The 15,623-nt window shown below is 52.0% G+C and carries 9 protein-coding genes; 2 read left to right on the top strand and 7 right to left on the bottom strand.

Translation table 11 applies throughout. From position 1 onward, the window contains the following. Positions 1-36: 36 nt before the first annotated feature. Positions 37-774 (bottom strand): YutD family protein, encoded by a 738-nt coding sequence (locus ADU23_RS32140; RefSeq protein ID WP_082311296.1) that lies wholly within the window; start codon positions 772-774, stop codon positions 37-39. A 26-nt stretch (positions 775-800) separates the two neighbouring features. After that, positions 801-1,745 (bottom strand): lipoyl synthase, encoded by a 945-nt coding sequence (lipA, locus tag ADU23_RS14765; RefSeq protein WP_053374420.1) that lies wholly within the window; start codon positions 1,743-1,745, stop codon positions 801-803. 380 nt (positions 1,746-2,125) lie between these two features. Between lipA and ADU23_RS14760 the strand changes: the two genes are divergently transcribed. Then, complete coding sequence (locus tag ADU23_RS14760) at positions 2,126-3,139, top strand: M23 family metallopeptidase (protein WP_082311295.1); 1,014 nt, start codon at positions 2,126-2,128, stop codon at positions 3,137-3,139. A 79-nt stretch (positions 3,140-3,218) separates the two neighbouring features. On the opposite strand, the gene yunB is transcribed toward ADU23_RS14760, so the two are convergent. The 4 genes from yunB to ADU23_RS14740 all read right to left on the bottom strand — a co-directional run bounded on the left by yunB (position 3,219) and on the right by ADU23_RS14740 (position 8,386). Then, positions 3,219-4,376 carry a sporulation protein YunB gene (yunB, locus tag ADU23_RS14755; RefSeq protein WP_231637393.1) on the bottom strand — a complete coding sequence of 386 codons (1,158 nt, stop codon included), beginning with the start codon at positions 4,374-4,376 and terminating at the stop codon, positions 3,219-3,221. A 191-nt stretch (positions 4,377-4,567) separates the two neighbouring features. Continuing rightward, the gene (locus ADU23_RS14750) at positions 4,568-6,085 is read right to left on the bottom strand and encodes an S-layer homology domain-containing protein (protein ID WP_053374418.1); all 1,518 of its coding nucleotides are present in this window, start codon (positions 6,083-6,085) and stop codon (positions 4,568-4,570) included. A 136-nt stretch (positions 6,086-6,221) separates the two neighbouring features. Further along, the gene (locus tag ADU23_RS14745; RefSeq protein WP_053374417.1) at positions 6,222-6,917 is read right to left on the bottom strand and encodes a response regulator transcription factor; all 696 of its coding nucleotides are present in this window, start codon (positions 6,915-6,917) and stop codon (positions 6,222-6,224) included. After that, on the bottom strand, positions 6,911-8,386 hold the full coding sequence (locus ADU23_RS14740; RefSeq protein ID WP_053374416.1) for a sensor histidine kinase: 1,476 nt from the start codon (positions 8,384-8,386) through the stop codon (positions 6,911-6,913). The genes ADU23_RS14745 and ADU23_RS14740 overlap by 7 nt, the downstream gene beginning before the upstream one ends. A 140-nt stretch (positions 8,387-8,526) precedes the next feature. Here ADU23_RS14740 and ADU23_RS14735 point away from each other — a divergent pair, with 140 nt between their 5' ends. Beyond that, positions 8,527-8,742: a hypothetical protein gene (locus ADU23_RS14735; protein ID WP_053374415.1), complete on the top strand. Its 216-nt coding sequence runs from the start codon at positions 8,527-8,529 to the stop codon at positions 8,740-8,742. Between the two features lie 142 nt (positions 8,743-8,884). Here ADU23_RS14735 and ADU23_RS14730 read toward each other — a convergent pair whose 3' ends face one another. After that, complete coding sequence (locus ADU23_RS14730) at positions 8,885-15,610, bottom strand: S-layer homology domain-containing protein (protein WP_053374414.1); 6,726 nt, start codon at positions 15,608-15,610, stop codon at positions 8,885-8,887. Positions 15,611-15,623: the final 13 nt, after the last annotated feature.

Genomic DNA, 15,623 nt, shown 5'->3' with positions numbered 1-15,623 from the left:
AAACCAAACAAACAAAAAAAGACACGACAGCGCCTGTTACAGGCGCTCCGTGTCTTTTTTGTTTGGTCGGCTCGTTTCGGTGGAAGCGGCCGCTGTTTCACTGGCTGCAAGACGGAACGGTTTTTTGCCACGATTGTCGTTGCCCTTAAATCCGCCCTTGCGCTGCTGCTGTTGCTCACGCTTGCCGCCTTGTTGTTCACCGCTATTTCGGCCTTCGCCGGCAGTCGAGCTGTCGCTGCCGGATTTGCTTTCATTATTATTGCTGCGGTTAGAGCTTCTATGGCGATTTTCTCGGCTGTGGGTATGGTTCCGATTATGTCTTTCATGCGATGGCGCAGAAACAGCTTCCTTCGCGCTTGCAACCTCATCATCGTCTGCATCCGCGCCCTCGGAAACCTCTACTAAACCAGCTGCTGCAGCAAGCAGATCTGCAGCTTCTATACGAGGCCGCTGATCGTCCGCGTCCAAATCATAATCGTCTGGCTCCCGCTTTGTGCTTTGCGTTTTTTCGAGAATGAAATAAGCGCAGCCAAAATTGCAATATTCATTAATATAATCCGGCATGCCGGAGAGATTGCTCTCCTTCGTAGCCTTCTGATGATTATCGCGGAAAAAGCCCTTCAGCCTAAGCTGGCTATAACCCCAGTCGCCTACGATAAAATCGTAGCGCTCGAGCACCTCGCTGTACCGATCGCGAAAAGCTTCTGGATTCCAGCCGTTTCGATTTTCTTGAACAATTTCGTATGATTTTCCGCCGATATGAATTAAAGCCATGTTCTCCACCTCATCTTGAGCGTCAGTTACATACTGCTCGAGCAAGCACCGGAGGAAATCTCCCGGTCAAATCCCGCTTCTACGGTTTCTGCAGCAATCGCTGCGTGTGCCGAATCGGTTTGCTCATGCGCATGGTAAGAGCTGCGTACTAGCGGTGCGGATTCTACGTGTCTGAAACCGCGCTTCAGCCCTTCTTCTTTTAATTTTGCAAATTCATCTGGGTGGACATAACGTACGATCGGCATATGCTTAGGCGTTGGCTGCAAATATTGACCTAATGTCAAAATATTGACGTCGTTGGCGCGAAGATCATCCATCGTCTGCAAAATTTCATCCCATTCCTCGCCCACGCCAAGCATGATGCTTGATTTGGTTGGAATTTTCGGATTCATTTCTTTTGCCCGTTTTAGAAGCTCCATCGTACGGCTGTATTTCGCTCTCGCGCGAACGCGATCCGAAAGCCTCTCCACTGTTTCTACGTTATGATTCAGTATGTCCGGATTAGCATTCATTACAATTTGAAGCGCGTCTTTATTGCCTAGGAAATCAGGAATAAGCACCTCTACGCGGCAAAACGGCATCCGTTTGCGAATCGCATGTACTGTAGCGGCAAAAATAGAAGCTCCGCCATCCTTAAGATCATCGCGCGCTACCGAAGTAACTACGCAGTGCTGCAGACCCATTTGCTCCGCAGCTTCCGCGACGCGTTCTGGTTCGTCCAAATCAAGTTCGGTCGGCATGCCGGTCTTAACTGCGCAGAACCGGCAGGCACGCGTACAAATATCGCCCAAAATCATAAAGGTAGCCGTGCGGTTAGCCCAGCACTCATAGATGTTTGGACAGCGCGCTTCCTCGCATACAGTATGTAATGTCTTGGAGCGCATCATATTTTTAATTTCGGCAAAGTTGCCGTCTGTCGCTAATTTTATTCGAAGCCAATCCGGCTTTTTAAGTGTTTCTTGCTGTTTCATGGGGTTTACCTGCTTTCAAGTTCATTTATAATTCGTAAACTCATGGGGTTATTATAACATGTTTCGAAAAAAAAAAGCACTTTCTCAGCTATTCGTTTCCTTACGATCACAATATCAAGTGCGGATAGAAATTTGTGTTTACGACTTCATTCCTGATTCTCCTGGCTATGGAACGTTAAAAGGCTGTACGCCCGCTTCAGAGGACCATCCCTCCAGCATCTCGCTGCACACTCAAAATTAAATAAACAAGCTCATATATCGCCCTGAACGAATAAAAACCAATGATTTGCAAATTATAACGTCATATCCGTCATGCTTTTGGAAGGGTGAGACGTTTGAAACTGACTATTTCTATTGTCGCAGCCATAACTGCTGCTTCCATGCTCATTGTCTTCCCTGGCGGTCATCAGGCAAAAGCATCATCAGCCACCAAACCGCAGAATCAGGCGGAAAATGAGCAAGCGGCAGCAGCCGAACCCGATCCTCTTCCGGCTAGGAGAGGCTTGTATGAAAAATTAAGTTTGTTTACCGAAATTCCATGGAACTGGATTGCGGCAATCGATCAGTATGAGCGGTCCATGTCTAAGGTTCGGCCCAAGGCTCGTCCAATGCTTGGCAGCACCGTAGGCGTATTTATCGATCAAGAGAACTGGGTCGGCCCGCTTAATCCAAATACAGAGGACAGCTCGCCTGCCTCGATTCGTTTCTTTAACGGTATCGGGCAAGATGGAGACGGCAACGGCCAAGCCGAGCGAACGAGCGATGTTGATTTGCTCTACTCGCTTGTAAGACGCGTTGCTTCCTATGGAGTCTCAGAGGATGACTTTGCAATCGGACTTTGGGAATATTATCAAAATAATCGTTCTGTACAGCGCATTCAGCAGTTTGCCCGCATTTATGCAGCGTTTGGAAATCTTGACCTATTCGAGCACGCCTTTCCCCTCCCGGTAGGCAACAACTATGCCTATAACAGCACCTGGGGAACCGGCCGAAGCTGGGGGGGAAGACGAACCCATGAGGGAACCGATATTTTCGCCAATCATGGCACTCCTGTCCGAAGCACCTGCTACGGCATCGTTGAAGTAAAGGGCTGGAATCCTTACGGGGGCTGGCGTATCGGCATTCGTGACCTGAACAACTTTTACCATTATTACGCGCATCTGTCCGGCTACGACAAAACCGTCAATATCGGCGATGTGGTCAAACCCGGTCAGGTCGTAGGCTGGGTCGGCAGCTCCGGGTACGGCAAGCCGGGAACCTCTGGCAAATTTCCCCCGCATCTCCACTATGGCGTATACAGCGACCGCGGCCTCATTGAGTGGTCGTTCGACCCCTATCCCATGCTGCGCCGGTGGGAGCAAGCGGAGCGTAAACGAATTCGTGCCGGCAATTAATGCAGCATACGGCTTTACAAAAAAAACGACTTTATCGTCTTCTTATGCAGAGGACAATAAAGTCGTTTTAATTATGGGGCTACTCTGTGGAAGCATTGCCCGGATGGTTTGAAGACTTGTTTTGTGCGTTCGAGCCGCCTGATTCCTCCGTTGATCCTTCCGTTGACGCTCCCGAGTTCGTGCCTCCCTCATTAGAGGATTCGGCATTACCGTTATTTTGAGGATTTGCCGTCACGCCGCTTCCTGTGCCTTGGCCAAGCGGAACGGATATGTTAGGCGCTTGCGCGGCAGATTCGCCAACCGGCTTGCCGGTATTGTCATAATAGTACATAGGCACATCGCCGACCACGAGCAGATACGAAATCGGGATATCGGTCTCCACGATTTCCGGCTCGGTATCAAACGGGATAATAATCGTAACCTCCGCAATGATCCGTATATAGACTTCCACTAAAATCATATTGATGCCGGCGTCCTTCTGACGCGTGCTAAGATCAACCTTTACGGCGCCTACCGGCTCGAATTTAACCGGCACTCTAGGCCCGTAAGAGGAAATGATCGCACTGTTCAGCGCATGCCCGATCGGAATATGCTCAGGGATATCCTTCATCTCGTTTAAGGTCTTTTGAACGGTGTTGATCGTTTGCGAAGTAATGCTCATATGCTCGGCGTAATTCAGCATGAATCCCGAGATTTTACCGTTGCTGTTCATTTTCCAGTCAATCAGCTTATCGGTATCCGACCTTGTCGCAACCTGCTCCGTTATGGCTTTGTTAATCGCCTGCGTTGCGACCTGCTTGACCCGAATCTTCGCGATATTCATAAGCGGCGGACGTAAGTTCCGTTCAATATATACGAAGGACTGTATCGAAAAAACCATCATCACGACAAGTGTAATAATGACGATTGTACGGCGCCTTATCCGGGGTCTTGTTGGATTTGTGCCCCAGCTGCCTCCCGTGTCGCTGCTCTTGCTTCGCACACCGCTTCCAAATCGCAGCGCTTTGCGCCGAGTTCCCCATTTTCCGCCGCTTGCGCTTGGTCGCACTCCCCATTTGGGTGAGGATGTGCTTGCTCCCGAGCCCCATTTTTTCGGCGTGGAGCGTGACGAGGCCGAGCTGCCGCGGCTTCCCCAGCTGACCGTTCTTACCTTTGAGGATGGACGGCCTGACCACAGCTGCATCCGGCTCCCGCCAAAAGGTCTGAACCGCCAGCCTCTCCTCCCCCATTTCGCCAATCCGATCCCCTCCCGCATCATCCTGCCCGCTTCTCTTACCCATACTTATGCCATACTCGGCCAAAAAAGAAGACGACCTTACCCTGATCAGGAAAACGGAAATCGGGATGGGATGCCGCCCATCAACAACAAGAGAGGATAAGCCCCATTCGGCTTATCCCCTCTTTCTTGTTATCCAGCTTGCTTCATTATTACTTCGCAAGCGTTACAGTAATCTCGTCTCCAACTGCCCAAGGAGAAACCGCGCTAACTTTGTACGTCATGCCGGCAGCCAGCTTGCCGCCATTTGCCAGGTCAAAAACGCCTGTTGCCCCTTTGCGCGATGTCAGCTTGTAGGTCGCCGTCAGCTTGCTTCCGTCCGCTCCGGTCAATTCGATGCTGCGTACCGCAAACAGCTCATCCTTCGGATCTGCTTTTAGCGTAAGCTCAAGCGAGGTCTCGTTCAGCGCCTTGGCCGATTGCATCTCAAGCGGCGCAATCTCCTTCGCGACAAACGTGCTGCTCGCGATATTTGCCCATTCCGAGGTTACCCTATAGTTGACGCCCGGCTTTAGAACTTCACCTGCTGGCAGACGGAACTTCGGCGCTTGGCGTCCGTCTGTCGCTTGTGTGAACAAGACGTATGCCGCTGTCATCGGCGCTCCGCCCTCCGGCGTAATCGTCACCTGCTTGGCGCGCATGGAAGATATAATTTCATAGGTTTTGCCGTTGTAGCTATTGTTTTCATCAAGAATGAAGGCCGTTGCCGCCCGGCCAACGGAGTAAGCTGAAATGACGTTGCCGTAATCCGTAATGCCTTTAGACAGCTCCGATTCCACCTCGAATGTATCGTATGAAACCTGTCCGACGCTGCTCATTTCTATTTTTTCTCCGCTTCCGGTTACCGTTGCCGCAGCTTCTCCTTTATAGGTTAGCTCGTAAACCGTACCTGCCTTCTGAGGCGTTGTAGGCACAATATACGTGGAGATGGAGCCGGTTTTGAGCTGCGGCACGTTCTGCATCGAAAGCCCGTTATCGAAGCTGAAGTTTTTGAGCGCCTGATCAAGCGCAGCATCCTCAGCTGTTAACGGCTCCGAGAATGTAACCTCTAGCGTAATGGTATTCAATGATTTTGCCTGCACGACTTTGGCATCGGCAGAAGGCTTCGCCTTTTGCGAGGTTACGACAAGCTGAGCCAGCTCGCCGCGCGTGATCGTTTCCGGCTTCGCATTCACGGCTTGCGCCCAGTGCTTCATGGAAGCGGCATCACGGCCAAGCGCCTTGGAGACAACATTCGTCAGCTCAGTCTCGGTTACCAGCGCATTTGGCTTCATCTGTCCGCCATCTGCCTGCATAACGCCCATATTAACTAAAGTCGCCGCATAGTCGAAATACCATTTGCCTGCAGCTAAGTCAGTTACGCCTGCCGGCTGTTCCTTGTTTATCGTAAGTCCAAGACCAGTTACGACGAGCTTCGCAAGCTCAGCGCGCGTTACCGGCGCATTTGGCTTCAGCAAGCCGTTTCCGTAACCGTTCAATACGCCTTGCTTCACKAGCTCTTGAATCGCTGCCAACGATGCCCCGGCATCCTTGATATCCTGAAAGCCTGCGGCCGCCTTAACTTGTACGCTGCTGTTTGCTAACACGTTAACAGGTCCTGCCACCGCTGCCGAAGCGCCAATTGCAGCTGCCAATACGATTGCTGCCATTTTATTCGAAACGAAATTCATTATTGTTTCCTCCTCATGAGTGCTGTTCCTTAACTTAACCCCATGATAAAGGACAATCCTAAACCTCCTGCAAACAAAACATTAACAAAAGATAAACGGCGCCGAAACTTTTCTGAAACAATGCTAATTATTTGCGCTAAACGGTCAGACGATAGCCTGCGCCCCATATCGTATCTATATATTGCGGATTGGACGGGTCCGCTTCGATCTTCTCTCTAAGCCTGCGTATATGAACGGTTACCGTTGCAATCTCGCCAAGCGAATCCATTCCCCACAGCTGCTCGAAAAGCTCCTGCTTGCTGAATACATGATTCGGATTTAAAGCTAGAAACGTGAGCAGGTCGAACTCCTTCGTCGTAAACTGCACCTCTTGATCGTTAACGTACACCCTGCGCGAGGAGGAATCGATCACCAAGCCGCGAATCCGAATCTTATCCGAAGCTTTAGCCTCACGCTTGCCCATCAGGCGCTGATAGCGCTGCAAATGCGCCTTCGCGCGGGCAACCAGCTCGCTAGGGCTAAACGGCTTCGTAATGTAATCATCCGCACCGAGGCTAAGGCCGCGAATCTTATCGATCTCCTCTTTCTTGGCGGATACGATTAGAATCGGAACTTCCTTCACCGCTCGTATTTGGCGGCAAAGCTCGTAGCCATCCATCCCCGGAAGCTGCAAATCGAGCACGATCAATTCATATTCGACGTTCATCGCGGCACGCAGTCCTTCCGTTCCAGTCAAGCAAATATCCGCCGCAAAACCATGCAGCTCAAAATAATCCTTCTCCACCTCAGCTATAGAAGCTTCATCTTCGATGATGAGTATTTTCGTCATGATCGTCCTCCAATGTCCTGAGCGAGCGGCAGCCTGATAATAATCGTGGTCCCTGCTCCAAGCTTGCTCTCGGCTTGAATCGTGCCGCTGTGGCCTTCAATAATTTGTTTCGTTATCGCGAGTCCGAGGCCGCTTCCGCCGGATTGCCGGCTGCGCGACAGATCCTCCCGGAAGAACCGTTCAAATATAAACGGAACCGCTTCCTCCGATATGCCCGGGCCGTTGTCGTGAATCGACAGCCGGACAAAGCCATTTTCCACTTTCAAATCAATCCTGATTTTTTTGGGCTCAGACGCCATATATTTCACGCAATTATCAATAATATTGGTCAAAACGCGCTTCAGCTTATCGCGGTCGGCAAGCACTACGGAAGAAGCAGCATGATCCATGCTCCATTCCAGCTCAATGCCGATATCCTGCATATCATAGTGCAAATCCTCGGCGTAGTCCTCTATGAAATGCCCGATGCTGATCGCCTCAAACGTGAACGGCAGCTGCTTTAAATCAAGCTTCGAATAAAGAAACAGCTCATCAATCAATTGATCCATATCGTCGGCCTTCGTCAAAATCGTATTCACATAACGATCCATCTTCTGCTTCGTATCCGGAACGCCATCCCGAATGCCTTCGATGCTCGCTTTGATGGAGGTGATCGGCGTTTTCAAATCATGGGTAATATTCGCGATAAGCTCCTTGCGATTTTGCTCGTACTGCAGCTGCTTCTCGACGGACTGCTTCAGCTTCATGCGCATATCCTCGAACGCTTCGCTTAAGCGGGTAATTTCATCATTGCCTTCCGCGCGCAGCTCGAACTCCAAATTGCCTTCCTTGATTCGCTCCGTCGACTTCCGAAGCAGATCAAGCGGCTTAATGATACTGCGCGTGAATACGAAGTACAGCAGCATATTCATCAATAGCAGGACGAAGAAAAGCACCCCAAGGATGATCGGCAGCAGCGTGCGGATAACCTCGGCGAACGGACTGCGCTCCCGGATAACATACATGCTGCCCCTCGTCCGATCAGGAAAATAAAAATCAAATTTGGCATAGCCGTAAAAGTGATCCCCGATTTGCAGCGTGCTGCGGATCGCATTATTTTCCATCTCATAGCCAGGCAGATACGTAATGAGCTTCGGCTGCTTGACGGATAGAGAGGAGTAGACCTGTTTATCCTCCTTACGTATGAACAGCTCCGCTTGCACAGCGCGAAGCTTATAATTATATTCGTCAAGCAGCGTCTTATCGAGCAGCGCATCCGGTTCATTTTTGGCCAAATACTTCAGATCAAGAAAGATCGTCTCCTCCTGCCCGGACAACGGATTAACGGAATAATGAATGTTGTAAAAGTCCTTTACGCTTCGCACATCGCCCGTGATCGCCACCACAAAAAGCAGCGCAGCAGCAAGAAACAATACGATCGTAACGATTAAAATAAAGGTGTAGGACAGCAGCAAGCGTACGCGTATCGACATAATGGTCTCCTTCTGGCCATTCGGCTCTCGTGACTACAATGTAACATAGCTACAGCCAAACGAACAAAGAGGACTTTGCAACTCCAATAGACATGGGATAGACTATAAGAAATCATTTTCCGTATTGAAGGAGTTTACCTATGGCCATAAACCGACGACTGAGCACCGATCAGGATTTTGAAGAGGTTATCGAGCAGCAGCAGCGCATCCGCGTTTTTCAGGACAATCAGCTTATCGATTCCAGCTCGCTGGTCGTACGCTTTGACGATAGCATCATCGTGACTCAGTCAGGAGTCAGTGATATTGCCTATCACAACCGTAAGGAATGCGAATTTTTTGTCCTTCGAAAGCGCTAAGCCACAGCCTAAAAAACGGTGTCGTCCTGTTCGCGTACGCGTGACAGAGTGACGCCGTTTTGCTTTTAAAAAAAAGACCGCTTCGCGCACCCATTAAGGTCGCCAAGCGGTCTCTTTTTGAAGTTATGTTATCGCTAGTCGGCTACTTGTTTAACAAGTGAACGAATTGCAGCAGGCGCATAATGATCGTCGCTGCTTCGGCACGGCTAGCCAGGTCAAGAGGAAGGAACCTGCCTTCGCCTTTGCCTTCCAAAATTCCAGCGTCAGCCACAGTGTTCACTGCCTCCTTCGCCCAGTCATGGATTGCCGCCTCGTCTTTAAAGCTGTCAGCTGCAGCCTTTGACTGCTCACCAATTGCTCCCGCGGACTCAGCGAATTGCAGCGCATTGGCAGCCATTACCGCCATTTGCTCGCGCGTAATCGTCGTATTCGGACGGAAGCTGCCGTCTTCAAACCCTTTTAGAAGACCATGTGCTGCCGCGGCTCCCACTGCATCTGCGTACCATGCTGTCGATGCAACATCGTTGAAGGAAACCGATGACGTGGCTGCTGCATTTTGAAGGCCAAGCGCCCGCACTAGCATGGCTGTAAATTCCGCTCGCGTAACGGTTCGGTTTGGCGCAAAGCTTGCTGCGGTTACACCGCTCACGATCTGCTTGGAAGCGAGCAGCTCGATATTTGCTTTTGCCCAGTGGCTGCTAATGTCTGCGAATGTTTTGGCATGTATAGCTGCCGCATAAATGCTATTGCTCGTGCTCATGACCGTCACAGTCGTCTTCCCTGCCGCTGGCTGGAACAATGCCGGCACGTAACGGAATTCGCCGGTCGCCGGATCATAGACGAGCGCTGTCGCTGTTTTGGCATCAAGCTCCCCTTCCACCATTAGTACCCGCTTCACATATACCCCTCCGAAGCTGTTCACCTCTGCCGACTTCCCGCCATCCGAGACGAAAATACTGAATTCAACTGGTGTGCCTGCAAGCTTCAAGCCTGCTGTCGTTGCCCGCTCGCGAATATCGTCCAGCGCCTGTGCGGCAAGCGGTTTAATGGTAAAGGTTAAGATGAGCTTCTCATTAATAACAAGCTTCGTCTGCTCCAGAACGCCGCTTACAAGCGAAAGCGGGAATTCATAAGCTGCATCCTCATGCTGTGCGACGATGACAGCTTTGGGACTGCTCTTTGCTGCTTCCAATAAAGCCAGGGCGGAGAAGGCTAGCTCTCCTTTTGCGGTGAGCGCCCCTTTCTCGAAGACGATGCGCTCCAGCTTATTTGCAGCTTGTGCTTTCAGCTTGCTGTCATTTTGCGCGGTATCGACTGAGCCTCCTGTCGTCTGTCCATTCGAGCCAACATTTCCGTTGCCGCCTTCGCCTTCCGATCCCTCTTCCGTCTCATCATCCGGGCCGCCTCCCGGAATAATAACTTCTTTTACTTCAACCGTATACACTCTGCTTTGCGTGCCATAGGTTACGGTAAGCTGCGCCTTGCCTGCTTGAAGCGCGCTAAGCTGTTTATCCTCGCTAATGGCGGCAATGGCAGGCTGCGCAATCGTTACGACTGCATCTGCGGTAACGTCTACGCCTGCCTGATCAAACACCTTCAAGGCTTGCTTATCGCCTATTGCCAGTGACAGCGGTCCTCTGCTGCCGTCGTCAAGCGAAATTCGGAACGGCTTAGGCCGATTCGCGAAGCCTTCGTTCTGCTCGGAAAACGCAAGCTGTCCGTTCGAATGCGCAAGCATCGCTATTCTTTCGCCGCGCACAATGACGTTATCTACTTGAACGGAGCCTGACACCCTGCTTGTCACATCAATGCCGTTCGTGCCCATGCCGTCGAGCACGATATTTTGAAGAGTCACATTGCTGATGTTGAAGCCTTCGCCATGGACGATCAAGCCCGCATACGTGCTGTCCAGCGCAACGTTGTTGCGTACAATGACCTCGCCATTCAAATCCTTCTCGCCTGCAAAAATCCAAATCGCCCCAAGGTTGATGTTGTAGGCCGAGTCGGCGCTGCCCGTGCGGAGCAGCGTATTGCGCTCAACAATCGTCGTGCCGCTGAACGCCACCGGATTAAAGCGCGTCGATACGGCGATGCCCGCTCCGTTCGTAATCGTATCCGTACCGATATTATCCTGCAGCTTATTGTCCTGCCCGCCAAAAATAACGAAGTTATCGGCAAGCCAAGGCAATGCCACCGTATTAAAACGGGCCGTGTTGTTGATGCTTGCACGTCCTTCTGCCGACCACATCGCAAGGCCGTCGTCGCCCGGATAACGAATATCCGATTGCTCCATCATGCTATTGCTTGTGCCTACGGAGAAGTTGATGCCATCGGCCATCAAATTGCGCAAGCGCAGGCCAACCATGTGCAGGCCATCCGTTATTTCATCGTTTCCCCTAACCTTTGAAAGCCAAAGCCCTGTTTTGGAGTGCTCGACCCAAACATTTTGAATGACCGAGCCTGTGCCGAATCCGCCATAAAAAGCATGGGTTAACGCTTCGTCATCGCGAATGTTAAGATCGCCGTCGATAAGCAGATCGTACACCCCAATATTGTCGCCTTTCCCGATGAACCTCGCTCCAATGAGCTTCGTATACCACATGCCCGCTCCGCGAATCGTCACGTGATCCAAATCGATGACATCCGCCTTAAGCTCGAATTCGCCGGCTGGGAACCAAACGCCCTTGCCTTGCTCCTTCGCCGCCTTCATCGCTTCATGGAAGCTTGCCGAATCATCGCTGCCGTCAGCTGAAACAGCGCCATAATCCGTAACCGAGAGAAAACCTTCCGGCATCGCCAGCGGTGCAGCGACCTGCTCAAAATCGACGAGGTCAATCACGTAATAGTCCGCGGCATTGCCGGCATCCTTTTGCAGGCGAATCGTTGCGCCCGCCGGCACATCGCCGATCCGTTCATGAATTTCATCGAAGAACCGATGCGCATTGCCCTGCTTCGGATCATTCGACCAAGGGTAGCTGCCGTATTCCCAGCCATGCTTCGAGCTTAACGCGACATTTTGCTTAAACACGCCGTTCACGTAAAGGGCTAGCGTCTCATTGCGTCCCGCTCCATCTGCGCTGTCGGGAATGACATAACGCAGCACGAGTGAATTCGCCGCCTCAGCCAGCGTGAATTCTACATAGTCGCCTTCGTCCGTCAGCTTAACCGCTTGCCTGCCAGACGCCTCGGAAGCCATTTCGCGATAGCTGCGCGAAGGGCCGATCAGCTCGCCGTTTGTCGCACCATGCTCTGCTTCATAGGTCACATATGGAACGGTAGCTCCGCGGTATGCGAAACCAACGCTGTTCTTCACGAGCAGGCTGTCGAGCAGCACATTGCCCGAATCTGCCGTATCCTTTTGCAGCGTAATCGTATTGATGCCCTTGCGGAGCTGTGGAGCAATAACCAACTTGGACCAAGCTTGGGAGCTGCCTGCCGGCTTGAACGTTACCTGCTTCATCCGCTCGCCATTCACGTATAGGCTCAGCTGCGCTGGGGCGCCGGACAAGTTCAAATAACGAAGCTCAGTCCCAAAGCTGCCTGCCGCTTGCGCATGGACGGTGAAGCTGATTTTGTCGCCTGTTTCCGTGAAGCTGCCCGCGTATCCCTCGCCCTTATAACTTTTTTGCGAAGCGTTAAATTTGATACTGCCTGAGACAAAAGCTTTCTCCGCTTCATAGCGCTGGTCGGAAGCTACAGGCTCAAACTGCCATAGCTCCTCTCCTGCTGCGCTCGAAACGCCGTATTGCGCTTGACCTTCGGCTAGCAGCAGCGATCCATCTGCTTGCGAGGCATTGCTAAGCCGCTTGTAGCCCACTCGCTCCTCGATCGTCCACTGTGCGTTGTCATAACCTCTAATCTCGCCCGAGAAAGCTTCAAGGCCGTTGTCGCCAAGCGACAATAGATGCCCGGTAGCTTTATTTTTCAGCAATCTGCGTCCGTTGAAGTCTTGAAGCAGCCAGTGCGAGCTTCCATTGTCTGCGCTTGGCGCTCCGATCAGCACCTTGCCGCTGCTTTCATATAAATAGCGCTGGCCGGTTTTCGCTTTAATGCGGACATAGCCCGTATCGTCAAAAATAGGCGTAGCCGTATCGTTTGTTTTCGCTTCGCCCATCGGCGGTGTCTTAAACTGCTCCGGCGCGTTCTCGAAGGTCCACTGCACCGTACCGAAGGAGGTTGGATACAGACCGCGTTCAGCATATCCGGCGTTGTTTTGGACATGGATAAGCTCGTCATTGTACTTGCCGTTTAGGCTGCGAATAAAATATTCGGCGCCGCTTGCCGAATTCTCGACCGCCCAACGGGATGCAACATCTGCTACGTCAGCCTGCTTGCTCTCGATAAACGCATAATCTCCGCTCATCGCCATGTAATGGCCGGTCGCACGGTTTTTCAGCCTCTGCGCGCCGCCATCGGACTCGATAATCCAATGGCTGTAGCCATTGCTCTCGGCAAGGGCGCCGTACAGCACAATGCCTCCGTTATTTTCGTACAAAAACTGGCCGTTCGCCTTATTCTTAATGCGGATTGGCGCTTCGGACAACGGCTCCTGCCTCAGAACAACCGGCTCGATGGCGAATTGCGCGCTGTCTGACTCCGCTACAAGCTTGCTCACCTTCGTAAAACCGTCGCCGTCGGCATATAGAAAATGGCTCGCCCAGCCGCTTTTCAGTACAACATAGCTGTCTGCCGACCCTTTCTCCATAAGCCACTTCGCGCTGCCCCAGCAGGTGCAAATGTCGCCTTGCGCCACTATTTGCTGCGTTGGGGCATCCTGCTCGACGTCTCCGCCGATATGCTCCATCGAGATGTAATGGCCGCTCTTCAGATTTTTCAAGCGTACCGAGGTTGGCCCGTCGCCTGTTTTCTCCAAATACCAAACGGAGCTAGAATCGGCTTCGGGAAGGTCGCCGTATTTCACCTTGCCAAGCTCATCGCCTGCTTCGGCAACTTCATAGAGATAGCTGCCTGTTTGTTTATTTTTCAGCCTTACGTTCGTGAGCACTGTGTCTGCCACGGGAACGAACCGCCAGCGCGGACTGCCCCAGCTTGGATTAATGACGCCATACTCCGCGTACTTGGTCAAATTTTGCAGGCTTATATATTTTTGTTGGCCTGGGACGTCATTGGCATCCTGCACGCTGTGGATCAGCTTCGAGCCGCCGGCGTCCTCAATGACCCACACCGCACTCGTCCAATCATCCTGAACCTCCGTTACATCCATGCGCCCATCGGTCATATTTTGAAGGTTGATGAAGTGGCCTGTCGCTCTATTCTTTATCCGTTTGCGTCCATTAAAGCGCTCAACCAGCCATTGTCCCTTAAAATCATTTTCTGCGATGTTCCCGTATTTCAACTGCCCGGCATCATCCTCGTACAGCACGAAGGTTTGCCATTCGTTCTGTATGCGAATATATTGGGGCGATCCATCCCCGCTAAAGGCAGGGTCCTCGAACAGCCACTGTGCCGCGTCCTCGTTTGGATGAATCACGCCCGCTTGCGCAGAGCCGATGCCATCCTGCTTGTGCAGGTACTCTCCCGTACCCACCATGCTTTGCACCGTTTTGTAATCGTCATAGAGAGTAGAATTGCTGATAGACCATTGATCCTCTGGGGCACTTTCCGTCAGAGCAGCCGCTTTAAGAGGATCGGTTGCATGCTCAAGGCCGGCCCTTGTCATATAATGAGCAGTCGCTAAATTGCGAAGCCGCTTCTTGCCGTTAAAGTCCTCTCTCACCCACTGGTAGGACGACTTCTGGCCAGCCTGCGCCGTAAGCGCGCCATATTTCACCTGGCCGGCCTCTTCGTGCAAATAAGCAGTGCCTACCGCCTCGTTCGTAAAATTAACGATTCGGTACGGCTGTGCATCCGGCGCGAGCTCGATTCGCCAGTGGGCATTATCACGGTCCAGCACCGACCAATTGTTCGAGCGCGCATGAATATCGTCAAACTGCGTATTCAGCACAAAAGGCTGCGCCGGGTCGGCTTGAAACGCTTCGACATTTTGAAAAGTAACAAAGCTTGCATCCGCCGCTCGCGCGACCATCCACTCGCTTTTGACCGTATCGTCGAGCGTCAACGCTTTGATCGGCTCCCATAATACGCCTTGCGTAATGTAGTGACCAGTCGCCCTGTTCTTGATGCGGTACGTATCCGGCGTCGTTCCGGCTACCAGCACCCAATGCGAGCTTCGATCCGTTGCAGCTATATCCCCGTAATCGACAAAACCATCCGCAGCCTCGTACAAATATTGTCCCGCTCGGAACTTATTCGCTAGACGAATCGGCGCGGCTGACTCCACCGGCTCAAGCGCCCACTGCGGGCTCTCAAAGGTGATGTTGATATCGTTGCTCACCTCGGCAAAGCCTAGCTGATCCTCCTGATGAATGACAAGATTCGCATTTTCAGCTACGGTCGCGCTCTTGATCACCACGAAACCTGCGCGGCTGGACTCATGGATCGTCCATTGATCCGCCAGCGTGCTTTCCGTAATCTCGCGGCTGGTCAGAGCATCTCTACGCTGCCCTACTTCAGCAATCGTGATGTAATGGCCCGTCGCCCTGTTCTGAATTCGTTTGTTGCCGTCATGCTCCAGAATGAGCCATTGCGAGGACTCGTCCTCATAGCTCGGGAAGCCGTACCGAACGACTCCGCTCTCGTCCTCGTACAAATAATTGCTTTGCCATTTGTTCTGAATGCGAACGTAGGTAGATTGCGTAACGGAAATGGCCGCCGTCTCCAGCTGCGCCTCGACTTCCGTTTCTTGCGGTGGCGGTGCCGCCTCATTCGCATAAACCGGCACAGCCGTCAGCATAAGAAGCAGCGCCAGCATAAATGCCAGTATCGACCTGGATCTTGCACGTTTCATTGCACAGACCTCC

The organism is Paenibacillus sp. FJAT-27812 (assembly GCF_001273905.1).
Lineage (GTDB): Bacteria > Bacillota > Bacilli > Paenibacillales > Paenibacillaceae > Pristimantibacillus.
This window is presented reverse-complemented; position numbering and strand designations above follow the sequence as displayed.

Coding starts and splice junctions, on each gene's coding strand:
- ADU23_RS32140 (WP_082311296.1), bottom strand. CDS start 774: ATGGCTTTAATTCATATCGGCGGAAAATCATACGAAATTGTTCAAGAA.
- lipA (WP_053374420.1), bottom strand. CDS start 1,745: ATGAAACAGCAAGAAACACTTAAAAAGCCGGATTGGCTTCGAATAAAA.
- ADU23_RS14760 (WP_082311295.1), top strand. CDS start 2,126: ATGCTCATTGTCTTCCCTGGCGGTCATCAGGCAAAAGCATCATCAGCC.
- ADU23_RS14740 (WP_053374416.1), bottom strand. CDS start 8,386: ATGTCGATACGCGTACGCTTGCTGCTGTCCTACACCTTTATTTTAATC.
- ADU23_RS14735 (WP_053374415.1), top strand. CDS start 8,527: ATGGCCATAAACCGACGACTGAGCACCGATCAGGATTTTGAAGAGGTT.
- ADU23_RS14730 (WP_053374414.1), bottom strand. CDS start 15,610: ATGAAACGTGCAAGATCCAGGTCGATACTGGCATTTATGCTGGCGCTG.